The sequence below is a fragment of the Yinghuangia sp. YIM S09857 genome (assembly GCF_051388915.1).
Classification (GTDB): domain Bacteria; phylum Actinomycetota; class Actinomycetes; order Streptomycetales; family Streptomycetaceae; genus Yinghuangia.
The window spans coordinates 1-20,803 of record NZ_JBPKBH010000011.1; the positions used below are offsets into that span (position 1 = coordinate 1).

Below are 20,803 nucleotides of genomic sequence, written 5' to 3' on the forward strand. Positions count from 1 at the left end.
CGCGTCCGGAGGCGCGGGCGCGGCCCCGCCGCCCCCTTCCGAGGAGCGCTTGCGGGTGGGGTTGTCGGTCGCCACATCGCTCGTCACGCGGTCATCGTAGGGAGCGACCGTCGCCGCATCGAAAATGCGGCGCCGACATGCCCCTTGAGCCCGAAATCACGGCGCCGGCACGGTCCCCCGCGCCCGACGTTTCGGGGATGTGTCGCGGTGGGCCGTCCACGTTTCTTCCCGGTCAGGGAAATCGCACGTGGTGAGGAGTCCGACACGGCGCGGCAATGTGGAAGTAACACGGCATCAGGTTGCGTAACCTGCGCGTAACTTGCGTGTGCGCGGGCGGTAACGGGGCGTCTCCACCCTGGCGTGAGCCTCGCGGTCGGCGGGGCCTGCCGAGCGGAAGACGAGGGGCCGATGAACGCCGCCGCACTGCCGACGCACCTGGCCGGACCCGCCGAGATCGATACCGGGGACACGGCCTTCCTGCTGCTCGCCACCGCGCTCGTGCTGCTCATGACGCCGGGGCTGGCGCTGTTCTACGGCGGCATGGTGCGCGCGAAGAGCGTGCTCAACATGATCATGATGAGCTTCTCGGCCATCGCCGTGGTCACAGTCGTGTGGTTCGCGTTCGGCTTCTCCTTCGCCTTCGGCGACGACCTCGGCGGCGGCCTGCTGGGCGGCGCCGGAGAGGTGTTCCTGCACGACGTCAAACCGGACTCGGTCACCGGCACCGTGCCCACGCTGGTGTTCGCCGCCTTCCAGCTCACCTTCGCGATCATCACCGTCGCGCTGATCAGCGGCGCGATCGCGGACCGCGCGAAGTTCCGCGGCTGGCTGGTCTTCTGCGCCGCGTGGGTCGCGCTCGTGTACGTGCCGCTCGCGCACTGGGTGTGGGGCCCGGACGGCTGGATCCGCGAGCAGCTCGGCGCCCTCGACTTCGCCGGCGGCCTGGTCGTGGAGATCAACTCCGGCGCGGCCGGTCTCGCGGTGGCGCTGGTCGTCGGCCCGCGCCTGGGCTTCCGGCGCGACCCGATGCGTCCGCACAACCTGCCGCTGGTGATGCTCGGCGCGGGCCTGCTGTGGTTCGGCTGGTTCGGCTTCAACGCGGGGTCCGCGCTCGGCGCCAACGGCACCGCCGCGCAGTCGCTGGTCAACACGCAGGCCGCGGCCTGCACGGCGCTGCTCGGCTGGCTGCTGGTGGAGAAGAAGCGCGACGGGCACGCGACGACGTTCGGTGCGGCGTCCGGTGCGGTCTCCGGCCTGGTGGCGATCACCCCGTCCTGCGGCGTCGTGGACCTGCCGGGCGCACTGGTGATCGGCCTCGCCGCGGGTGTGCTGTGCTCCTACGCGGTGGGCTGGAAGCACAAGTTCGGGTACGACGACTCCCTCGACGTGGTCGGCGTGCACTTCGTGGGCGGGGTGGTCGGCACGGTCCTGATCGGCGTGTTCGCGTGGGACGGCGTGACCGGCGGACCGCGCGGCCTGCTGCACGGCGGCGGTCTGGAACTGCTGGGCAAGCAGATCGTCGCGGTCGTGGTGGCCGCGGTGTTCTCGTTCGCGGCGACGTACGCGATCGCCACCGTCGTGGACCGCACCGTCGGGTTCCGCGCCTCGGCGGACGACGAACAGGCGGGCCTGGACCTGGCCGTGCACGCGGAGACGGCCTACGATCTCGGTTCGGTCGGCGCCGCGTCGCACCTGTCGAAGCCGGGGTCGGGAGCGCCCGCACCGGTTCGGGTCGAGGCCGACGAGGAATGACGGACCGTAGGACGTACCCGGACCCACCGGCGCGCCGTCGGACGACGGCTGACAGGACTGGCGAACCCCCATGCGACTGATCACCGCGGTCATCAAGCCGCACCGGCTCGACGACGTGAAGTCCGCACTCCAGACGTTCGGTGTGCACGGCCTGACCGTCACCGAGGCCAGCGGCTTCGGACGGCAGCGCGGGCACACCGAGGTCTACCGGGGTGCCGAGTACCGCGTCGACCTGGTGCCGAAGATCCGCCTGGAGGTCGTCGTCGAGGACGACGACGCGGCCCCCGTCATGCAGATCATCACGAAGGCCGCGCACACCGGGAAGATCGGCGACGGCAAGGTATGGAGCGTTCCGGTCGACACGATCATCCGGGTGCGCACGGGTGAGCGGGGGCCGGACGCCCTCTGAGCCGCACCGGCGGTTGGTCCGCCGCGGTGATCCGCTGTCCAGTTCGCGCGTGGCGTAGTCGGGTGGGCGTACGCAAACCCCGGCATGCGGGAAGGTGTCTCTCGTCAACATGGTGCGGCGAGCGGCAAGGGGCTGCGGGGCATGGCGGAAGAACGCCTGGTGGTGACGGCCGGGAGGCCGTGGAGTCGGGGCGCGGCGCTGCGCGACCCGGGGGAGCCGCACCGCGCGGCGACTCCGCTGGAGCTGTTCTTCGACCTGTGCTTCGTGGTCGCGGTGGCCCAGTTGACGGTGCGTCTGGAGCACGCGTACGCGGCCGACCACGTCGGCAGCGCGATCCCCAGCTTCCTGATGGTGATGTTCGCCATCTGGTGGGCGTGGATGAACTTCACGTGGTTCGCCACCGCGCACGACAGCGACGACGTGCCCTACCGGCTGCTGACGCTGCTTCAGATGGCCGGCGTGCTGATCCTGGCGTCCGGGGTCGACGCGGCGTTCGACGAGGAGACGTACCGCATCGTCGTCGTGGGCTACATGGTGATGCGCGTCGGGCTCATCGCCCAGTGGCTGCGGGTCGCGCGGCACCAGCCGACGATAAGGGTGCGCGCCCACCGGTACGCCCTGGGCATCGGCCTCGTGCAATTGGCGTGGCTGGCGCTGGTGATCCCGGACTCGATCACCGCGTTCCAGATCGCGTTCGTCCCGCTCATACTGTGCGAGGTCCTGGTGCCGATCTGGGCCGAGCGCGCGGGAGCCGGGGTGCTCTGGCACGCGGAGCACATCGCCGAACGCTACGGACTGTTCGCGCTCATCATCCTCGGCGAGTCGATCCTGGCGGCGACGGTCGCGGTCAAGGACGCGACCGACGGCGGGGTCAGCGCGGCGATCATCACGGTGGCCGCGGGCGGGCTGATCATCGCCTTCTCCTGCTGGTGGCTCTACTTCGACACGCTCGGCGGGGACGGCCCGGAGGATCAGGTGCGCGCGTTCACCTGGGGGTACGGCCACTACGTCGTCTTCGGCGCGCTCGCCGCGGTCGGGGGCGGGCTCGCGACGGCCGCCGCCGCGGTGGCGGACCACGGCGACCACCCGATCCCGGAGCGTACGGCCTCGCTCGCGGTCGCGATCCCGCTCGCGCTGTTCCTGCTCATGGTCGCGGCAATCGCCCTGCGTGCGAAGGACAATTGCGGGCCGCAGCGCCTGCGCCAGTGGTCGGTGGCCGCGGCGGCCATCGTGGTCGCGGGGGTGTTCCTGCCGCCGGCCGGCGCCACCGCAGCGGCGGGTGCGGTCGCGGCCCTGCTGGTGACCGTCGAGACGGTCGCCGCGCACCGGCGGTACCGCGCGGCCGCCTGACCGGGCGCGGTCAGAGCTGTTCGGCCAGGTCGCTGTCCTCGGCGACCTCCTTGAGGCAGCGGACCAGGAGCTGCACGCCCTCGCGCTCGCTGTCGGCGCGCCAGAAGGCTGTTACCGGAACGTCCGGCGTGCCGGTCAACGGCACCTGGACGACGCCGCGCACCGGGCGCTGACGGGCCCAACTGCGCGGCGAGATGCCGATGCCCTGCCGGTCGACGACGCGCGCGATCACGTCGTCGACGCTGCCGAACGCCTCCACGATCTCGGCCGCCCCGGCCCGCCGCAGCGCGTCGGTGACGCGGGCGTACAGGCGCGGGTGCGGGCCGCGCGGCCACACCACGATGGGCTCGTCGCCGACCAGTTCGGTCAGGTCGATGGACTCCTCCCCGGCCATCGGGTGGTCGGCGGGCAGCAGCGCGACGAAGGCGAAGGTGCCGACCCGGGCCGACTCGAAGCCGGTGCCGAGGTCCGGCATCCAGCCGATGCCCGCGTCCAGGACGCCCTCGCGCACGTCCGCGACCTGGCGCGCGGTCGGCTCGCTGGTCCACTGCACGCGCAGCTCCGGGTGGCGTACGTGGAGGGCCGAGATCGCCGTGGACACCAGCGACGGACCGAGCCCGGAGGTATACCCCACACGCACCTGGCCCGCTTCACGCGTGGCCCGGCGGCGTACGTCCGCACACGCGTCGTCGAGCAGCCGCAGCGCCTCGTCGACCTGGCGGCGGAAGGCCTCGCCGACCGGCGTCAGGGTCACCGGGAGGGAGCTGCGGTCCACCAGCCTGGCCCCCAATTGCTGCTCAAGACGGCGTACCGCCTTGGACACCATCGGCTGCGACAGGTACAGGCGCGCGGCGGCCCGGCCGAAGTGCCGCTCCTCGGCGACGGCGATGAAGCTCCTCAGATCGCGCATTTCCATACCCCGAGGATATGCCCCTGCGGAATAACGTTAGCCGGGACTGGGGGCTTGGCCGCGCCGCGGCGAGCGGGTTTCCTGGAAGCGTCGAAGAGCAACGCGACATTCCGCAGTACCCGGACGGACCAGGAGCCGAAGCCATGACGCTCGAAATTCCCCGCATCATCTCGGTGGACGACCACGTCGTCGAACCCCCGAACCTGTGGCAGGACCGGCTTCCGGCGAAGTTCAAGGACCGCGGCCCGCGGGTGGTGCGCGAGAAGGCGAAGTTCAACTTCGTCGGCGGCGTCTTCTCCTACGAGAAGGGCGTCGAGGACGGCGAGTGGTGCGACTGGTGGCTGTACGACGACCTGGTCTACCCGTTCCCCAAGCTCTCCGCGGCGGTCGGCTTCGACACGCTCGACGTGACGCCGGTCACCTTCGACGACATCCGCCCGGGCGCGTGGATCCAGTCCGAGCGCCTGAAGGACATGGCCGCGAACCACACGGACGCGTCCATCTGCTTCCCGAACATCCTCCCGCGCTTCTGCGGCCAGGCGTTCCTTGAGCGCCAGGACAAGGAGCTCGCGCTGCTCTGCGTCCAGGCGTACAACGACTGGATCATCGACGAGTGGTGTGCCGGTGCGGGCAAGGGCATCCTCCTGCCGATGACGCTCATCCCGCTGTGGGACCCGGAGCTGGCGGCGCAGGAGGTGCGCCGCTGCGCGGCCAAGGGCTCGTTCGCGGTGGCGTTCTCGGAGAACCCGGTGCCGCTGGGCCTGCCGTCGGTGCACGACAAGAACCACTTCTGGGACCCGTTCTTCCGGGCGTGCGAGGAGACGAACACGATCGTCTGCATGCACATCGGCTCGTCGTCCAAGATGCCGTCGACGTCGCCGGACGCGCCGTTCATCGTGTCCTCGACGCTGACCTTCCAGAACGCCATGGGCTCGCTGGTCGACTACATCTTCTCGGGTGTGCTGGACCGCTTCCCGAAGATGAAGATCGCGTACGCCGAGGGCCAGGTCGGCTGGATGCCGTACGTGCTGGAGCGTGCCGACAAGCTGTGGCACGAGCGCGACGACAACGACTTCGGCTCGTCGCTGAAGAACAAGCCGTCGTCGTACATCAAGGACCGCATCTACGGCTGCATCTTCGACGACGAGATCGGTCTGAAGAACCGCGACATCATCGGCATCGACCAGATCTGCTTCGAGGTCGACTACCCGCACGCGGACTCGACCTTCCCGCACACCCACAAGGTCGCGCTGGACATCGCCACGCAGGCGGGCCTGACGCAGGAGGAGTGCTACAAGCTCTTCCGCGGCAACGCCATCAAGGCGTTCGGCCTGGAGCGGTTCGGCATCACGAAGTAGTCGTCGGTGCGGTCGCACCCGATGTAGTCGTCTTTGCGGTCGACGCTGCGGTCGTCTTTGCGGTCGACGCTGCGGTCGACGACGGGGCCGGGGTCCTGGGCACATGCCCGGGGCCCCGGCCTTCGTCCGCGGCACGGCGGCCGTCGTCCCCGCGGCGCCGCCCGCCGGCCAGGCCGCTCGCCCCCGCGATGCCGGCCATCACCAGCGCGCCCCCGGCCCAGTCCCACCCGGTCGGACGCTCGCCCAGCACCGCGGCGGCGGCCGCGATGCCCACGACCGGCACGAGCAGGCTGTACGGCGCCACCGAGGTGGCCGGGAAGCGCCCGAGCAGGCTGTTCCACACGCCGTACCCGACGAACGTCGAGACGACCACGACGTAGCCGAGCGCCAGCACTCCGGACAGCCCCATGCCGGTGACCGCGTCGCGGTCGGCGGCCCAGCCCTCGAAGCCGAGCGACAGCGCGAACAGCGGCAGCGGCGCGACGAGGCCCGACCACACCACCAGGCCGAACCCGGCCTGGCTGCCCGCCTTGCGGGTGACCACGTTGCCCAGCGCCCACGACGCACCGGCCGCGAGCAGCAGCAGGAACGAGCCGATCCCGGCGCTCTGGCCGCGTCCGACCGCGATGACCGCGAGTCCGGCCGCCGCGATCCCGAGGGCCACGAGGCGGGCGCGGGCAGGGCGTTCGCCCAGGAAGGCCATCGCGAACAGCACCGTGAACATCGCCTGGCACTGCAACACGATCGACGACAGCCCGGCGGGCATGCCCATCTGCATCGCGGTGAACAGGAACCCGAACTGGCCGACGCACACCAGCATTCCGACGCCCACGATGATGCGTGCGGGGACCTTCGGCCGGGGCACGAAGAACACCGCGGGGACGGCGACGAGCGTGAAGCGCAGCGCGGCGAAGAGCAGCGGCGGGAACGCGTCGAGGCCGTAGTCGATGGCCACGAAGTTGAGGCCCCAGATGACGGCGACGAAGGTGGCCCGGACAGTGTGGGTCCGCTGCATGGACTCGGTGGGCAGTACGAGGTGTGTGGGCTGCGCGGAATGCGTGGGCTGCATGCCGGCCAGTCTCGGCGGCTTCACCCGTCAGGACCAGCTACTTTTTCCGGACCTGATTCGGTAGTTTTCCTACATGGATCTGAAGCGGCTGCGTATCCTCCAGACGCTGGCGCGGTACGGCACGGTCGCCGCCGCCGCGGAACGCCTGCACCTGACGCCCTCGGCGGTGTCGCAGCAGCTCGCGGTGCTGGCCAAGGAGGCCGGCGTACCGCTGCTGGAACGCAACGGGCGCGGGGTGCGCCTGACGGGGGCGGCGCAGGTGCTGCTGACGCACGCGGACGCGATCGGCGTCCAGCTCGAACGCGCCCGTGCGGACCTCGCGGCGCACGCGCACGGCGGGGTCGGGCAGGCTCAGGTCGCGGCGTTCCCCACGGCCCTCGCCTATCTGCTCGCCCCGGCGGTCGCGCGGGTCCGTACGACGCACCCGGGCTGGCGCTTCGCGATCACCGAGCACGAGACCGAGGACTCGATCCCGAGGGTCATCTCCGGCGAACTGGACCTCGCCGTGGTCATGAACTCGCCGCAGGTCCCGACCGCCGACCACCCGACGGTCCTCCTCCACCCGCTGCTGAGCGAGCCGGTGCACATGGCCGTCCCGGCCGGTCATCCGCTGGCCGGGGCGGATGTGGTGGACATCGCCGAACACCTCGTCGACGAGGAGTGGGTGCTCACCGCCGAGGGCACCGCCTGCCACGCGCTGGCGGTGCAGGCGTGCGGCCAGGCGGGCTTCCAGCCGCGCGTCGGGCACTACGTCACCGACTTCGGTGCCGTGTACGCGGTGGTCGCGGCCGGGCTCGGTGTCGCGATGATGCCGCAGATGTCGGTGGCCTCGGCGCCCCCGGGCGTGGTGCTGCGGCCGCTGCGCGACCCGGCCCCGCGCAGGCACCTTTTCGCGGCGGTGCGCCGGGGCAGCGGCACGACGCCGCTCCTCCACGCGCTGCGCGAAGTGGGCCGGGATTTGTCCGGTTCCGATCACTGTGGCACCCCACACGAGGCGGCCTTCTAGACCATCGCGCGGTGTGCCCCGTTATCGTGGCGGCTATTGATTGAGCGTCAGCTAAGTACGTCAGGTCAGTTGAGGGCGCCTCGGAGGACCGAGGCGTACCCCTTGTGCCGGGAGGACTTCATGGGCATCTGCGACGGGCGCGTTGTGGTGATCACGGGCGCGGGCAACGGCATCGGCCGCTCACACGCGCTGGCGTTCGCCGCCGAGGGAGCCAAGGTCGTCGTGAACGACCTGGGCGGATCGCGCGACGGCACGGGCGCGTCGGCGGGCCCGGCCCAGGCGGTCGTCGACGAGATCGTGGCGGTGGGCGGCGAGGCGGTGGCGCACGCCGAGGACATCTCGACGTGGGAGGGCGCGGAGTCCCTCATCAAGCTGGCGATCGACACGTTCGGCCGGATCGACGTGCTGGTCAACAACGCGGGCATCCTGCGCGACCGCATGCTCACCAACATGACCGAGGCCGAGTGGGACGCGGTCATCAAGGTGCACCTCAAGGGCACCTTCGGCCCGGCGCACCACGCGGCGGCGCACTGGCGCAATCTGGCCAAGGCGGGCGAGGCGGTGGACGCGCGCATCATCAACACGTCGTCGCCGTCCGGCATCTTCGGCAACATCGGCCAGACGAACTACGGCGCGGCCAAGGCCGGCATCGCCGCCTTCACGGTCATCGCGTCGCAGGAGCTGGGCCGGTACGGCGTCACCGTGAACGCCATCGCGCCCACCGCCCTCACCCGCATGACCGAGGACCTGGCGAACGTGGTGGGCGACAGCCCGGAGACCGCGGAGAAGCTGGCCCCGGAGAACATCTCGCCGCTGGTGGTCTGGCTCGGCTCGGCGGCCGCGGCGGGCGTCACCGGCCGCGTCTTCTCGGTGGCGGGCGGCACCATCAGCGTCGCCGAGGGCTGGGCGAACGGGCCGACGGTCGACAAGGGCGGCCGCTGGACGCCGTCGGAGCTGTCGGACGTCATCCCTGACCTGGTCGCCAAGGCCGCACCGAACGCGGGCATGGACGGGACGCGTCCGGTCCAGGACTGACCCAGGCCCAGAGGCAGGACGAGTGGCCGGCCCCCGAGGCGCGATGCGCCGCGGGGGCCCGTCTCTTTCGCGAGGGTCGGTTTCCAGCCGGATGCGAAGGCGGATTCGGAGGCGGACGGCTTCGGAGGCGGACTCGGAAACGGACAGACTCGGAGACGGTCGGACGCGGACGCGGGCAGGGCGCCCCCTTCGGGCCTGACCAGGGGTCGACCGCACCCCCGGCGCAACCCCGCCCCGGCCGGTCGGCTCTGGCAGACTACGCGTCGTCGACGTGCGAACTCCGGCCGCAACGGGGGCGGTGAGCGGGTGACGATGGCAACGTGTACGCCCGGCAACAAGTCACAGGAGTGGCGGATCCCCCAGATGCCCGCACCCACGCCCACGCCGCCACCGAACCCGCTGCCGTCGGAGCCTGTGGTTTCGGAACCTCTGGTGTCGAACCGGCTGTCGATCGTGCCCGTCCCGCCAGCAGCCCTGCTCGCCTCGTCCGACCTCCTCCAGCCGGCCGTCTCGCCGACCGATCCCCCACGCGGCGACGACGTGCTCACGATCGTCGACCTCGACGAGGGGGCGCACGACCCCGGGGCCGTCGCCAGGATCCTGGGCGACTCGACCCGGCTCACCCTCGGCATCGCCCGCGGGCCGTGGGACGAGGCCCTGCAACCCGTCGTCAACGCCCTCACCCTCACACTCTGCCTCCCCACGGTCGCCGCGCCGGGCCGCGCGCACGTCCCGGTCCCCGATCCGGCCGCGGCTGCCGCCGAGATCGCCGCCGCCGTGCACCGCACCCCGCGTGCGGCCCTCGCCCTCGGGAACGTCCTGCGCATCAACGCGGGGCTGATCCGCACCGCCGGGAGCCCCGGTGGGCCGCTCGGGCTCGCGGACGCCGTCGCGACCGAGTCGCTGGCGTACTCGGCACTGCTCGCGGGCCCGGAGTTCGCCGCATGGCGTGCGGCGCATCCGCCGCGGCGCGAGCCGCCCGTACCGTCCGACGCCGTGTTGCTGGAGCGCGAGGGCGACGTCCTGCGCATCACGCTCAACCGCCCCGACCGCCGCAACGCGCTGGGCCACGGGCTGCGGGACGCCCTCATCGACGGCCTGGACGTGCTGGCCGCCGACCCCACGCTGCGTGCGGAACTCCGCGGCGCGGGACCGTCGTTCAGCAGCGGCGGCGACCTGGACGAGTTCGGCACGGCGGCCGACCCGGCGACCGCGCACGTTGTGCGGCTGGCCCGGAGCGCCGGTCTGCGCGTGCACCGCGACCGCGACCGCGTCACGCCCTACCTGCACGGCGCGTGCGTAGGTGCGGGCATCGAGGTCCCGGCCTTTGCGGCAACCGTCGTCGCCGCGCCGGATGCATGGTGCCAGTTGCCGGAACTGTCGCTCGGCCTCATCCCGGGCGCGGGCGGAACGGCGAGCGTCACCGCGCGGATCGGACGCTGGCGTACCGCCTGGATGACCCTGACCGGTGCCCGCCTCAGCGCGCAACACGCCCTTGCCTGGGGGTTGGTCGACCGGGTGGAGCCGTCCGGATGATGCCGGCGCGGTGGTTCGTGACGCCGAGCGGCGCGAACTCCCGTGCGACCGAAGGTCCGTGCTCTCATCCTCGGGCGGCAGTGGCCTGGCCGGTCGCGTCGAGGCCCAGGGCCGGGAGGAGTTCGGCTTCCTCGAACGCGAAGTGGCGTTCGAGGTCGTCGGCGAGGGTGCCGAGTTCGGCGCGGAGGGTGGGGACTCCGTCGCCGAGCGCAATGCGTTCCGCCAGGGAGCGGATGGTGCGGAGGGCATCGACGACCGCCCGGTGCTCGTCGCGCAACTGGTCCAGCGTCGGCTTGAGTTCGGGGTACGCCGCCTCGATCGCGGTGAACGCCGTCCCCTCGCTGTCGTGGTGCGTGCCGAGAGCCGAGCAGAAGGCGAGGCAGTGCCCGGCCAGGGAACGCGACGGTACGCCGTCACCCGGCACGGCGTCGCCTCGCAGCCTCGCGATCTCGGCGCGCAAGTCGGCGTGCGCGGCGAGGAGTTGGCGTCCGGCCGCACGGGCGCGCTCGGGGTCGCCGGCGAAGTCGAGGCGGAGCAGCGCCAGAACGGGAATCACACGCTGCGTGGCGGCCTGGTAGTCGGCGTACGCCGGCACGCACGCCGCCTGCAACGCGTAGAGCCGGTCCCGCTCCTCTCCTTCCAGAGGTATCGCGGTCCCGGTGAACTCCTCGATGCCGGAGCCGTCCTCGTACGGCACCTCGACCGCCACGCGCGGCGACGCCCCGACGTTGTGGAACCAGGCGGGGTGCGTGTCCTGCCCGGCGTTGGAGCCGAAGACGAGGAGGCGGTGGCCGTCGCGCAGGTAGCCGAGCGGTGCGGTGTGCGGGCGTCCGGTGCGGCGGCCGCGGGTGGTGAGCAGGAGGAGGTCGGCGTCCTGCAAGAACCCCCCGACGCGGCCCGCGTTGGCCCGGAACTCGGCGATGACTGCGGCGTTTCCGGCCAGGGCCGGGTCGCCCGGGGCACCGTCGCCCGGACCACTCCCGCCCGGGGTGCTCTCGCCCACGGTGCTCTCGCCCGGGGCGCCGTCGCCCGGGCCGCCCTCGCCCGGACCGATCTCGCCCGGGGTGCTCTCGCCCGGACCACTCCCGCCCGGGGTGCTCTCGCCCGGACCACTCCCGCCCGGGGTGTTCTCGCCCAGGGCGCGGTCGCTCGGAGCGCCCTCGCCCGTAGCGCCGCTGCCGCGCAGGGAGCCTTCGTCCCCGTGCCGGTCCTCATGAGCCCCGTCCACCGCGCGGCCGCCGTCGGCGCCCGGTTCCGTGTGCGGCCCGGTCATATGCGGTCCGGTCATGGGGTGCCCTCCCGGTATCGTCGGCACGACGGAACTAGACTTTGCTTTGCAAGCAAAGCATCTTTGACAGCAAAGCTATTTTGGAGGGCTGCCGGTGTCAAGCGACCGCACGGCCGCGCGATCGGACGGTGCCGCCGGGCGCGCCGCGCCGGAGCACCTCGGCGTCGACGACGCGATCCGCACGCTTCTGCTGCTCATGCCGCGGATGGTCGGCCGCGCGAAGCGCCTGGGCGTCCCCGAGGAGCTGCGGTCCTCCGCGCTCGCGCCGCGGCACCTGTCGCTGCTCGCGTACCTGCTCTTCGACGGCCCGATGGCGGTGAACGAGCTGGCCGGGCGGCTGGAGGTGGCTCCCGCGACGGTCAGCCTCATGGTCGGCGACCTCGACAAGAAGGGGATCCTCGAACGCACGCCCGACCCGGCCGACCGCCGCCGCACGATCGTGAGCATCGCCGAGGCCCGCCGTCCGGCCATCGAATCCTGGCTCGGCCGGAGCGCGGCGGCGTGGCGGACCGTCCTCGCACCCCTGAGCGACACCGAGCGGGCACTGTTCACGAACACCCTCGCCGCCTACGAGCAGGCGCTGTCCGACCCCGGCGACGCGACGCCCTGACGGTCCGCCGGAAGCCGCCCGCACCCCACCGCCCACGCAAAATCCACCCCGCGCAGCAGACCTGACGACCCATCAGTAAAACTGGACGGGCCCGACCCCGCGTACGGAACGGAGGCCGCCATGGCCCGCGTGTACGAGATCGACTCCGTGGTGCCCGTCATCGACCCGACCGCCTTCGTCCACCCGGACGCCGTCCTCGTCGGGGACGTCATCATCGGCCCGCGCGCGTACGTCGGCCCGCTCGCCAGCCTGCGCGGCGACTTCGGCCGCATCACCGTCGGCCCCGGCGCGAACGTCCAGGACGGCTGCGTCGTGCACTGCTTCCCCGGCACCGACACCACCATCGAGGAGGACGGGCACGTCGGCCACGGCGCGATCCTGCACGGCTGCCACGTGGGCCGCGGCGTCCTCGTCGGGATGAACGCGGTCGTGATGGACGGAGTACGCCTGGGCGACTACGCGTTCGTCGCCGCCAACGCCTTCGTCAAGGCCGGGACCGTCGTCCCGGAGAAGCACCTCATCGCCGGATCCCCCGGCGTCGTGACCCGCGAACTCAGCGACACCGAGCTGGCCTGGAAGGCCAACGGCACGCGCGTGTACCAGGACCTGGCCGCCCGCTCCCTCGAGAGCCTCCGCCCGGCGACCCCGCTCACCGAGCCGGAGCCGGACCGGCGCAGGGTCAGCACGGACCCCTCGGTCGCCGTCCCGCTGCACACGTACCGCGAGAAGCACACCGACAAGTGACGCGGCGTCAGCACGCCACCGCAGCCTGACGGTGCGTCACGCGCCTTCCACCACCGCGCTCTTGATGACGTTGAAGCGCGCGCCGAAGGAGTCGGCGAGCATGGTCATGCGTCCCACGCCCGGCAGGTCGTCGGCGGCCACGATGACGGACGCGCCGTTGCCGACCGCGCGTTCGACCGCGGTGTCGCAGTCGCCGACCTCGAAGTACGGGTACCACTGCGGCGCGGCGTCACTCCCCGGCACGCCCGGCGGCAGCGCGACGATGCCGCCGGTCTCCCTGCCGCCGCCCTCCTGCGCGGCGGGCGTGATCACCGTGTAGTCGATGCCGGGCACCGGCGCCAGGCCGAACTGCCAGGCGAACACCGCCCCGTAGAACTCCGTGGCGCCGACCGTGTCCGCGGTCAGAAGCTCGGTCCAGGCGAGCGAACCGGCATCGTCGACGACCTCCAGGCCCTTGACGTCGCCCGGCTGCCAGGCGGCGAAGCGCGCCCCGGCCCGGTCGGCGAAGTGTGCCGTGCGGCCGGCCCCGAACACGTCCGAGGGCGGATACCGCACGGCTCCGCCGGCGCGTTCGACCGCCTTCGCCAGCGCGTCGGCGTCCGCCGTGTGGAAGTACAGCGTCCAGGCCGCCGCGCCGCCGTCCTCCCGGCACGGCCCCGCGGCCGCGGCGATCCGCCCGTCCAGCCGGAACACCCCGTAGTTTCCGGCCGCCTCCGCCTGCGACTCGAACTCCCACCCCAGGACCTCGGAGTAGAAGGCCGCGGAGGCGTCCAGGTCGGGGGTCGCCAGGTCCACCCAGATCGGCGAGCCGGGGGTGTATTGCGTGGTGAGCACGAGAGTCCTCCAAAGTGACGGCGTCACGATCCAATCGACGATACTCGAACAATTATTCGACTGCGTGATCCGTGATCGCCAGCGAATCCGCACTATCCGGCCAAACCCGCGGCCCACCCACCCCCGACGTGAGACCGGTTACATCTGTCGCAAAGGATGTTTAAATCCCCAATACCGGTGGCCTAGGCTGCACGGACACCGTCCGAGCACCGCGCGAGTCCCGCCCGCCGCCGGGCGTCGGACCTCCGCCCGCGAGCCGGAAGGGCAGCGCCTTGATCCTCCCCGCCACGATCTGCTTCGCCGCGCTCGCGATCCTCACCCTCATCGCCGCGGCCACCGGCTATCGCGGCCTGGTCTGCGACAGCGAGCGCGGCTACCCGGTCCCCGACCACGTGGCCCGCACCCCGCACCTGGCCCACCGCGCCAACCAGAGCGTCGCCTTCTGGTGCACCGGCACCGCCCTCCTCAGCGTCGCCCCCCTCTTCCCCCTCATCGGCATGCTCACCGACGGCACAGAAGGCCAACACCTCACCGCCACCTCCCTGGCCGTCCTCGCCACCTACGGCACCCTCCTCACAGCCCTAGGCCGCCTCCCCTTCGCCCTGATCAAGCGGTACACCCCCGCATAACGCCTGACGGCGAAAATTCACACCGATTCGCCCTGGCGCCGCAACGCCCCAGGGCGGACAATATTGTCCGCTAGCCTTTGCCTGTGCTCGCAATCGAGATGGAGCCCGAGGTCCGGACCTGGCTGGAGCGTCTGCCGTACCGCGACCTGGCCATTGCCAAGAAGTTCGTACAGCGCCTGGCCAACGAAGGCCGGGCCATGGGAATGCCCCGTTCGCGGTCTCTCCAGGACGGTTTGTTCGAGCTGCGCTTCGACATAGCCGACAAGTCGGTGCGCATCAGCTACTGGATACGCGCTGACTCGACCGCGGTGCTCCTGACGGTGTTCCACAAGCAGCGCCAGAACGAGCACACACACGTGCTCCAGGCACGACAGGCGATGAGGACCTGCCGGAACGACCACGACGGCTCCCACCCGGTGGAGACGATCTTCGGTGGGTACCCGCTTGAGTTGGGCGGCCCTTAGGCACCGGAGTGACGGGCCGACACTGACGGACGAGGGAGAGCACCGATGGACGCCCGTGAGGCGATGCGGCGCAGGAGCGCGAAGGCGCAGGCGGAGGCGGAGGCGGCGCCCGACACGAGCCATGCCGCGGCAATGACGGCGGGGGATGTCGCGGAGTTCGACCAGGCGTACGCGGAGGCCGCGCTCGGCGACGCGATGGCCCAGGCCGTGTACGACCGGCGCGTTCAGCTCGCATGGTCGAAGGCGGAGCTCGCACGGCGCGCCGGGATGAACGAACGGGTCGTGCGGCGCCTGGAGGACGGGGGCCGGCCGGTCACCGCGCCGACTCTACTCAAGCTCGGGCACGCGCTGGGCGGCCACTTCCACATCGAGCTGCGCGGCGACAATCCTGTGGTGGCCTTCGAGCCCGCGGCATCGGACGCCGCGCATCGCGCGGTGCAACTGGCCGCCGCCCGAGCGCTGCTGGACGCCGGGTTGTCCCCGGAGCAGACCCGCGTGCTGCTGCACCTCCCGGCGACCGGCGTACGCGTCCCGGCAGCGTTGTCCGGCGACTGGGCACAGCTGCGCCACGAAGGGCCCTCGTGGGACGCCTCCACCCCCGCAAGCGGCGTTCGGGTTCGGCGCCGCCACGTCCTGTGCGGCACCGGGCGCAAAGTCCGCCGCCGCGTCGAACAACGCGTCTGCCTGAGGACGTTCGGCAGGGATCCGGCACGCGGGGAGTAGTACCCGCGACGCGCGTTCGTCCCGTCGGCGCGCGTGCAGCCGAGCAGGATGGCGCGTGTCGACCGGGGTGGGGGCGGGGGCGGTGAAAGGCCTTCGAAGTCGGTGCAGGTGGTGAGGACTCGCCCTCGTCCCAATTGATCAGCGCGTACGTCGGGATCGTCGCCTCCGGAGCGGGAGTCGGGTGGCCTGCGGGACCCTGGTGCGGGGACCTGACGACGTGTTCAGCGCCTCGGTTTTCGAGGCGGTCGGGTGCGGCCGGACGTGCGGCGGCCTCCGGTTCTCCGGAGGGAGATGCGGCGGTGGAACGCGTCCGGCCTCCGGGCTCCCGCGTAGGGAGGCCGGAGGCCGGGACGGGTGTGCGCGTCGTGTTACTTGCGCTTGTTGATTTCCTCTTCGAGCTGCGGGAGGACCTTGAAGAGGTCGCCGACGACGCCGTAGTCGACGAGGTCGAAGATCGGGGCGTCCTCGTCCTTGTTGATCGCGACGATGGTCTTCGAGGTCTGCATGCCCGCGCGGTGCTGGATCGCGCCGGAGATGCCGGCCGCGATGTAGAGCTGCGGGGAGACCTGGGTGCCGGTCTGGCCGACCTGGTGGCTGTGCGGGTACCAGCCGGCGTCGACCGCGGCGCGGGACGCGCCCACCGCGGCGCCGAGGGCGTCCGCGACGCGCTCGACGACGACGAAGTTCTCGGCGCCGTTCACGCCGCGGCCGCCGGAGACGACGATGTCGGCCTCGGTCAGCTCGGGGCGGTCCGACTTCTCGCGCGGCGAGCGCGAGACGATCTTGGTGCCGGTCGCGGCGCGGGAGAACTCCACCGTCACCGACTCGACGGCCGGGGTGGCCGGGGACTCCTCCGGCGTGGCGGCGTTCGGCTTGACGGTGATGACCGGCGTGCCCTTGGTGACGTGCGCGCGGACCTGGTAGGTCGCGGCGAAGACCGACTGCTCGGTCTCCGGGCCGTTCTCGCCCGCGACGACGTCGACCGCGTCGGTGATGATGCCGGACTCCAGGCGCACCGCGACGCGTGCGCCGATCTCGCGGCCGTCGTTGGACGACGGCACGAGGATGGCGTCCGGGCTCACGGTCCGCGCGATCTGCGCGAGGGCGTCGGCCTTCGGGACGACGAGGTAGTCGTCGACCTCGGCGGCGTCCACGACGTACACCTTCTGGGCGCCGAAGCGGCCCAGGGTCTCGGTCGCGGCGTCGGCGCCCTTGCCCAGGAAGACGGCCGAGGGCTCGCCGATGCGGCGGGCCAGGGTCAGCAGCTCCAGGGTCGGCTTGCGTACGGCTCCGTCGACGTGGTCGACGAGAACGAGGATCTCACCCACTGAATCTCTCCTTGTCCGGTGTAGCCCGGATGATCAGAAATAGGTCCGGTGCTGCCCGACTCAGATGAACTTCTTCGCGGCGAGGAACGCGGCCAGCTGCACGCCGCCCTCACCCTCGTCCGTGACGACCTCGCCCTTGCTGCGCGGCGGGCGCGCGGTGGCGGCGTCGACGGTCGACCACGCGGCGGACAGGCCCACGGCGTCGGAGTCGATGCCCAGGTCGTCGAGGTCCTTCTCGTCCAGCGGCTTCTTCTTGGCCGCCATGATGCCCTTGAAGGACGGGAAGCGGGCCTCGCCGGTGCGGTCGGTCACCGAGATGACGGCCGGCAGGCTCGCCTCGACCTGCTCGGTCGCGGCGTCGCCCTCGCGGCGGCCCTTGACCACGCCGCCCTCGACCTTGACCTCGTCCAGGAAGGTGACCTGCGGGACGCCCAGGCGCTCGGCCAGCATGGCCGGGACGACGCCCATGGTCGCGTCGGTGGACGCCATGCCGCACAGCACCAGGTCGTAGCCGGCCTCCTCGATCGCCTTCGCGAGGATCAGCGAGGTGCCCAGCGCGTCGGTGCCCTGGATGTCGTCGTCGTTGACGTGGATCGCCTTGTCGCCGCCCATCGCGAGGGCCTTGCGGAGGGCTTCCTTCGCGTCGTCCGGTCCGACCGTGAGGTAGGTGATCTCCGCCTCGACGCCCGACTCGACGATCTGGAGGGCCTGTTCGACCGCATACTCGTCGAGTTCGGAGAGGAGGGAGTCGACCGACTCGCGGTCGGTGGTGCCGTCCTCGTTGAACCCGCGGTCCGCGGTGGCGTCGGGCACGTACTTCACGCAGACAACGATTTTCACAACAGTTCTCCTGTGGTCGTCCGGTCACCCAGGTGCCGGTCCGAGGGTGTCATGCCCGTCCGAAGACGCCGCTATGGCCCCACCCGCGACTGCTCGCGATGCTTGCCGCCGGGGTGTTCGATCACTCCGGCATCATTGCATCACCGCAGGTGTGCGCATGTACGCCCTCCTCGCGAGGCATGACGGCTCCGGCCCCTTCGATCCATGCGATGTCCGTCCCCTGAGCCTTTCACGCGCGCGGGCGCGTGAAACGATCCGGCACGGTCATCATGTGACGGTCCGTCAACTTCTAGTCGAGAGTACGCGCCCCCGGAAGGGAACCTGACCACCGCCCCGGCTCTTGGGCGGTTGGTACGGATTCCTCCCGGCACCCTGACGAGCACCCGACGATTCGCCGACTTACTTGTTACTGGACAGTAACACCGTTGCTTCGGCCTTGTCACCGGTCCTCGGGCCCGAGGAGAGCAACGTCACCGGGGCGCCGAGAACACCTTCGACGGCCGCCGGCCACGCGTCGGGGGGCATGGTCGGAAATGTCGGACCCATCCCCTCGGGGATGTCGGGGACGGCGCGCATCAGGCGGGCGGTGAGGGCCGCCTGGCGGTCGAGGTCACGCGTTCGGCCCACCGGCAGCGCGGCCACCCGCCGGCCGTCGATGCGGTACGCCCGGCAGATCCCGAGCGGCACCCGCGCGGCCGCGTCGGCGTGTGTCAGCGCCACCGCGTCGACCCCGCCGCAGACCTCGGCGGCGTACCGGTGCGCGACCGCGTCGAAGTGCCCGACGCGGAAGGCGCCCTGCCACCTGCCGGTGCCGTTGTGCAGGTCGGGGAGGGCGGCGGTGAGCGCGGCGTCCTCGGTGACGAGCGGACCGGGGCCGTGGCGGGGCGTGTACGCGCGGACGACCCCCAGCCGCGTCGCCGACCGGGCCCGATCCCCTGTCGCCTCGGCGATCAGTTCCTCGGCGTTGGCGAACGTCGTCGTGGACCACGTCGTATAGGGGTGGAACCCGTGCCACTCGTCGAGCAGCACCCCCTGGGCGCCCTCGAACACCACCGGCCCGGCGCGCAGCAACCCGGCGAGGTGGGGGCGGTCCACGAGCCGGACCGCCCTTCCGAAGGCGAGGAACGCCGTCAGGCAGTCGTCCACCGACGGAATGTCTGTGGCCGGCCACATCGCTCCGAGGTCCGCCGCCAGGGCGTCGCGCACGGCGGTGAGGCGGCGGCGCAGGCGTCCCGGATCGCGTGTGTCGCCCGCGCGCGGGGCGAGTTCCGGGTGCGCGAGCGCGAACGCGGCGGTCTCCCCGACCCCCATGCCGCAGGAGCCGTGCCGGGCCGCGCCCCGGGCTGTCTCGCGGGCGCGGTTGGCGGCGGCGTGGAAGGGCGTGATGAGCAGGGCCTCGCGGTCGACCGTCAGCCGTTCGAGCGGCCGCGGTACGCCGACCGCCGCGAGGTGGTCGGCCTCGGCGGCCAGCGCGAGGGGGTCGAGGAGCATGAACCGGGAGAGGAAGGTCTCCACACCGGGCGTGAAGGAGCCGGAGCCGAACTGGGCGAAGGTGTGGTGCCGCCCGTCGTCGGTCACCACGTTGTGCGCCGCCTGCGCCCCGCCGTTGAACCGGACGACGGCCCGGACGGGGTTGCGGGTCGTGTGCGCACGCGCGCAGAGGTGGTCGACGACGGTGCCCTTGCCGGCGTCCCCGAAGCCGAGGTCGACGACGATGACATGGCCGGATTCCGCACCCCGCGGCGCGCCCGGGCCGCTGCCCCGGAGCCCCGACGGCTCCGGGGCAGCGTGTGCCCCCGCGGACGAACTCCCCCCGGTCGTCGGCGTGGGCGTCATGCGGGCCTTCCAACTCGGTACGGGTGAACGGGGGACGGACGAACTGTGTTGCCCACCGCGCCTTACAGCCGCGTGGTCCCCTCGGCCCCGTCGTCCAGACCGGGGAGGGTGTTGGTGACCGCGAGGGCGCCGCCGCGGCCTTCGGCGTACGAGGCCAGCGCGCGGGACACCGAGCCGACCTGGCCGTCGTCCGCCCCGACGTCCTTCAGGTGGCCGAGGCCCTCGTCGAGGTCGATGGCGTCCTCGGCGAGACCGATGGTCAGCGCGATGGTCTCGCAGACGGCGTCGAGGTCGTCCAGTTCGATGACGTTCTGCCGCAGCAAGTCCCGCCAGGTCCCCAGGACTTCGGTGTCGCCGACATACGACGAACCCTGCGGCAGGATGTAGTAGACCTCGAACTTGCGCTGCAATTCGGCCACCATCGCCTCGACGGAGATGTCCTCGCGCAGCTTGTCGCCGATGACGGCCTCGACCTCGCGGCGCTTGACGCGCCGGTACGGCATCTCGTCGCCGATGATGAACAGGTAGCCCTTCTTGCCCCGCTTGTCGAGGCAGTCCATTTCGGTGTGCCGGGCCAGGAAGTACATGGCCAGCTCGTACGATTCGGTCTTCTGGCCGCCACCGCCGCCTTCCAGCAGGATGTTGCCGAGCTGGTCGTCCATCCGGTTGTCCGACTCGAACTGCCCCACCTGCAAAGGCACTCGGTCGCAGGTCGCGTCGCCGATGGCGCCGAACAGGATCTGCGGGTGGTCGACGTACCCCTTGCGCAGCAGCAGGCCGAAGAGCTCGGGCAGCTTGGTCTGGAGGGTGACGGGGACCGACCGCATGGAGCCGGTGACGTCGAAGAGCACGGAGATGGCGAGCGAGGTGGGGTGCTCGTCGCTGTCCCGGCTCTCGCGCACGCCGACGCCGTACGGGTTCAGGTCGTCGTGCGCCTTCCACTCCGAGCGCGGCACGCTGCGGTGCGCGCGGTCGCTGTAGTCGAACGCGCTGCGCCCGGCACTGGCGTTGTAACTCTGGGCCGCGTCGTAGACGTTGGTGGACCAGCTTCCGCTTCCCATGGTGTCCCTCCGGGGGAATGG

The 20,803-nt window shown here is 71.7% G+C and carries 20 protein-coding genes; 12 read left to right on the plus strand and 8 right to left on the minus strand.

Annotated elements, in window-relative coordinates; all coding sequences use genetic code 11:
• Window positions 1–408 precede the first annotated feature (408 nt).
• From ACRX5S_RS23070 to ACRX5S_RS23080, 3 genes are all read left to right on the plus strand, one after another.
• Window positions 409–1,752, plus strand: coding sequence for an ammonium transporter (locus tag ACRX5S_RS23070; RefSeq protein WP_436774956.1), 1,344 nt, complete (start codon window positions 409–411; stop codon window positions 1,750–1,752).
• A 70-nt stretch (window positions 1,753–1,822) separates the two neighbouring features.
• Window positions 1,823–2,161 (plus strand): P-II family nitrogen regulator, encoded by a 339-nt coding sequence (locus ACRX5S_RS23075; protein ID WP_358357935.1) that lies wholly within the window; start codon window positions 1,823–1,825, stop codon window positions 2,159–2,161.
• Window positions 2,162–2,302: 141 nt separating this feature from the next.
• Window positions 2,303–3,511: a low temperature requirement protein A gene (locus ACRX5S_RS23080; protein WP_436774957.1), complete on the plus strand. Its 1,209-nt coding sequence runs from the start codon at window positions 2,303–2,305 to the stop codon at window positions 3,509–3,511.
• Window positions 3,512–3,521: 10 nt separating this feature from the next.
• Here ACRX5S_RS23080 and ACRX5S_RS23085 read toward each other — a convergent pair whose 3' ends face one another.
• Entirely contained in the window at window positions 3,522–4,427 is a 906-nt protein-coding gene (locus ACRX5S_RS23085; RefSeq protein WP_436774958.1) for a LysR family transcriptional regulator, read from the minus strand.
• 137 nt (window positions 4,428–4,564) lie between these two features.
• Here ACRX5S_RS23085 and ACRX5S_RS23090 point away from each other — a divergent pair, with 137 nt between their 5' ends.
• On the plus strand, window positions 4,565–5,779 hold the full coding sequence (locus tag ACRX5S_RS23090; RefSeq protein WP_436774959.1) for an amidohydrolase family protein: 1,215 nt from the start codon (window positions 4,565–4,567) through the stop codon (window positions 5,777–5,779).
• Here the strand turns inward: ACRX5S_RS23090 and ACRX5S_RS23095 are convergent.
• On the minus strand, window positions 5,769–6,848 hold the full coding sequence (locus tag ACRX5S_RS23095; RefSeq protein WP_436774960.1) for an EamA family transporter: 1,080 nt from the start codon (window positions 6,846–6,848) through the stop codon (window positions 5,769–5,771). The two genes, ACRX5S_RS23090 and ACRX5S_RS23095, sit on opposite strands and share 11 nt — an antisense overlap.
• 73 nt (window positions 6,849–6,921) lie before the next feature.
• On the opposite strand from ACRX5S_RS23095, the gene ACRX5S_RS23100 reads away from it, so the two are divergent.
• From ACRX5S_RS23100 to ACRX5S_RS23110, 3 genes are all read left to right on the plus strand, one after another.
• Window positions 6,922–7,854 (plus strand): LysR family transcriptional regulator, encoded by a 933-nt coding sequence (locus ACRX5S_RS23100; protein WP_436774961.1) that lies wholly within the window; start codon window positions 6,922–6,924, stop codon window positions 7,852–7,854.
• Between the two features lie 120 nt (window positions 7,855–7,974).
• Window positions 7,975–8,889, plus strand: a complete 915-nt coding sequence (locus tag ACRX5S_RS23105; protein WP_436774962.1) for an SDR family oxidoreductase — start codon at window positions 7,975–7,977, stop codon at window positions 8,887–8,889.
• 414 nt (window positions 8,890–9,303) lie between these two features.
• The gene (locus ACRX5S_RS23110; protein ID WP_436774963.1) at window positions 9,304–10,425 is read left to right on the plus strand and encodes an enoyl-CoA hydratase/isomerase family protein; all 1,122 of its coding nucleotides are present in this window, start codon (window positions 9,304–9,306) and stop codon (window positions 10,423–10,425) included.
• Between the two features lie 64 nt (window positions 10,426–10,489).
• Here the strand turns inward: ACRX5S_RS23110 and ACRX5S_RS23115 are convergent, their stop codons facing one another.
• The gene (locus ACRX5S_RS23115; RefSeq protein WP_436774964.1) at window positions 10,490–11,713 is read right to left on the minus strand and encodes a nitroreductase/quinone reductase family protein; all 1,224 of its coding nucleotides are present in this window, start codon (window positions 11,711–11,713) and stop codon (window positions 10,490–10,492) included.
• 196 nt (window positions 11,714–11,909) lie between these two features.
• On the opposite strand from ACRX5S_RS23115, the gene ACRX5S_RS23120 reads away from it, so the two are divergent.
• Together ACRX5S_RS23120 and ACRX5S_RS23125 are read left to right on the plus strand one after the other, a co-directional pair.
• Window positions 11,910–12,323: a MarR family winged helix-turn-helix transcriptional regulator gene (locus tag ACRX5S_RS23120; RefSeq protein ID WP_436775191.1), complete on the plus strand. Its 414-nt coding sequence runs from the start codon at window positions 11,910–11,912 to the stop codon at window positions 12,321–12,323.
• Window positions 12,324–12,443: 120 nt separating this feature from the next.
• On the plus strand, window positions 12,444–13,067 hold the full coding sequence (locus tag ACRX5S_RS23125) for a gamma carbonic anhydrase family protein (RefSeq protein WP_436774965.1): 624 nt from the start codon (window positions 12,444–12,446) through the stop codon (window positions 13,065–13,067).
• Window positions 13,068–13,103: 36 nt separating this feature from the next.
• Here the strand turns inward: ACRX5S_RS23125 and ACRX5S_RS23130 are convergent, their stop codons facing one another.
• The gene (locus ACRX5S_RS23130; RefSeq protein ID WP_436774966.1) at window positions 13,104–13,901 is read right to left on the minus strand and encodes a VOC family protein; all 798 of its coding nucleotides are present in this window, start codon (window positions 13,899–13,901) and stop codon (window positions 13,104–13,106) included.
• Between the two features lie 272 nt (window positions 13,902–14,173).
• Between ACRX5S_RS23130 and ACRX5S_RS23135 the strand changes: the two genes are divergently transcribed.
• From ACRX5S_RS23135 to ACRX5S_RS23145, 3 genes are all read left to right on the plus strand, one after another.
• On the plus strand, window positions 14,174–14,530 hold the full coding sequence (locus tag ACRX5S_RS23135; protein ID WP_436774967.1) for a hypothetical protein: 357 nt from the start codon (window positions 14,174–14,176) through the stop codon (window positions 14,528–14,530).
• Window positions 14,531–14,613: 83 nt separating this feature from the next.
• The gene (locus ACRX5S_RS23140; RefSeq protein WP_436774968.1) at window positions 14,614–14,994 is read left to right on the plus strand and encodes a type II toxin-antitoxin system RelE/ParE family toxin; all 381 of its coding nucleotides are present in this window, start codon (window positions 14,614–14,616) and stop codon (window positions 14,992–14,994) included.
• A gap of 45 nt (window positions 14,995–15,039) precedes the next feature.
• The gene (locus tag ACRX5S_RS23145) at window positions 15,040–15,717 is read left to right on the plus strand and encodes a helix-turn-helix domain-containing protein (RefSeq protein ID WP_436774969.1); all 678 of its coding nucleotides are present in this window, start codon (window positions 15,040–15,042) and stop codon (window positions 15,715–15,717) included.
• A gap of 368 nt (window positions 15,718–16,085) precedes the next feature.
• Here the strand turns inward: ACRX5S_RS23145 and ACRX5S_RS23150 are convergent, their stop codons facing one another.
• The 4 genes from ACRX5S_RS23150 to ACRX5S_RS23165 form a co-directional block, all read right to left on the minus strand.
• On the minus strand, window positions 16,086–17,045 hold the full coding sequence (locus ACRX5S_RS23150; RefSeq protein WP_436774970.1) for an electron transfer flavoprotein subunit alpha/FixB family protein: 960 nt from the start codon (window positions 17,043–17,045) through the stop codon (window positions 16,086–16,088).
• Window positions 17,046–17,105: 60 nt separating this feature from the next.
• Entirely contained in the window at window positions 17,106–17,885 is a 780-nt protein-coding gene (locus ACRX5S_RS23155) for an electron transfer flavoprotein subunit beta/FixA family protein (RefSeq protein WP_436774971.1), read from the minus strand.
• Window positions 17,886–18,284: 399 nt separating this feature from the next.
• Window positions 18,285–19,721, minus strand: coding sequence for an adenylosuccinate synthetase (locus ACRX5S_RS23160; protein WP_436774972.1), 1,437 nt, complete (start codon window positions 19,719–19,721; stop codon window positions 18,285–18,287).
• 62 nt (window positions 19,722–19,783) lie between these two features.
• Window positions 19,784–20,782: a hypothetical protein gene (locus tag ACRX5S_RS23165; RefSeq protein WP_436774973.1), complete on the minus strand. Its 999-nt coding sequence runs from the start codon at window positions 20,780–20,782 to the stop codon at window positions 19,784–19,786.
• Between the last annotated feature and the right edge of the window lie 21 nt (window positions 20,783–20,803).

Bases quoted from the DNA above. Each gene is read 5' to 3' on its own strand.
- ACRX5S_RS23160 (WP_436774972.1), bottom strand. From the start codon at position 19,721: ATGACGCCCACGCCGACGACCGGGGGGAGTTCGTCCGCGGGGGCACAC.
- ACRX5S_RS23095 (WP_436774960.1), bottom strand. From the start codon at position 6,848: ATGCAGCCCACGCATTCCGCGCAGCCCACACACCTCGTACTGCCCACC.
- ACRX5S_RS23120 (WP_436775191.1), top strand. From the start codon at position 11,910: ATGCCGCGGATGGTCGGCCGCGCGAAGCGCCTGGGCGTCCCCGAGGAG.
- ACRX5S_RS23070 (WP_436774956.1), top strand. From the start codon at position 409: ATGAACGCCGCCGCACTGCCGACGCACCTGGCCGGACCCGCCGAGATC.
- ACRX5S_RS23075 (WP_358357935.1), top strand. From the start codon at position 1,823: ATGCGACTGATCACCGCGGTCATCAAGCCGCACCGGCTCGACGACGTG.
- ACRX5S_RS23165 (WP_436774973.1), bottom strand. From the start codon at position 20,782: ATGGGAAGCGGAAGCTGGTCCACCAACGTCTACGACGCGGCCCAGAGT.
- ACRX5S_RS23090 (WP_436774959.1), top strand. From the start codon at position 4,565: ATGACGCTCGAAATTCCCCGCATCATCTCGGTGGACGACCACGTCGTC.
- ACRX5S_RS23105 (WP_436774962.1), top strand. From the start codon at position 7,975: ATGGGCATCTGCGACGGGCGCGTTGTGGTGATCACGGGCGCGGGCAAC.
- ACRX5S_RS23125 (WP_436774965.1), top strand. From the start codon at position 12,444: ATGGCCCGCGTGTACGAGATCGACTCCGTGGTGCCCGTCATCGACCCG.
- ACRX5S_RS23145 (WP_436774969.1), top strand. From the start codon at position 15,040: ATGGACGCCCGTGAGGCGATGCGGCGCAGGAGCGCGAAGGCGCAGGCG.
- ACRX5S_RS23080 (WP_436774957.1), top strand. From the start codon at position 2,303: ATGGCGGAAGAACGCCTGGTGGTGACGGCCGGGAGGCCGTGGAGTCGG.
- ACRX5S_RS23115 (WP_436774964.1), bottom strand. From the start codon at position 11,713: ATGACCGGACCGCATATGACCGGGCCGCACACGGAACCGGGCGCCGAC.
- ACRX5S_RS23100 (WP_436774961.1), top strand. From the start codon at position 6,922: ATGGATCTGAAGCGGCTGCGTATCCTCCAGACGCTGGCGCGGTACGGC.
- ACRX5S_RS23085 (WP_436774958.1), bottom strand. From the start codon at position 4,427: ATGGAAATGCGCGATCTGAGGAGCTTCATCGCCGTCGCCGAGGAGCGG.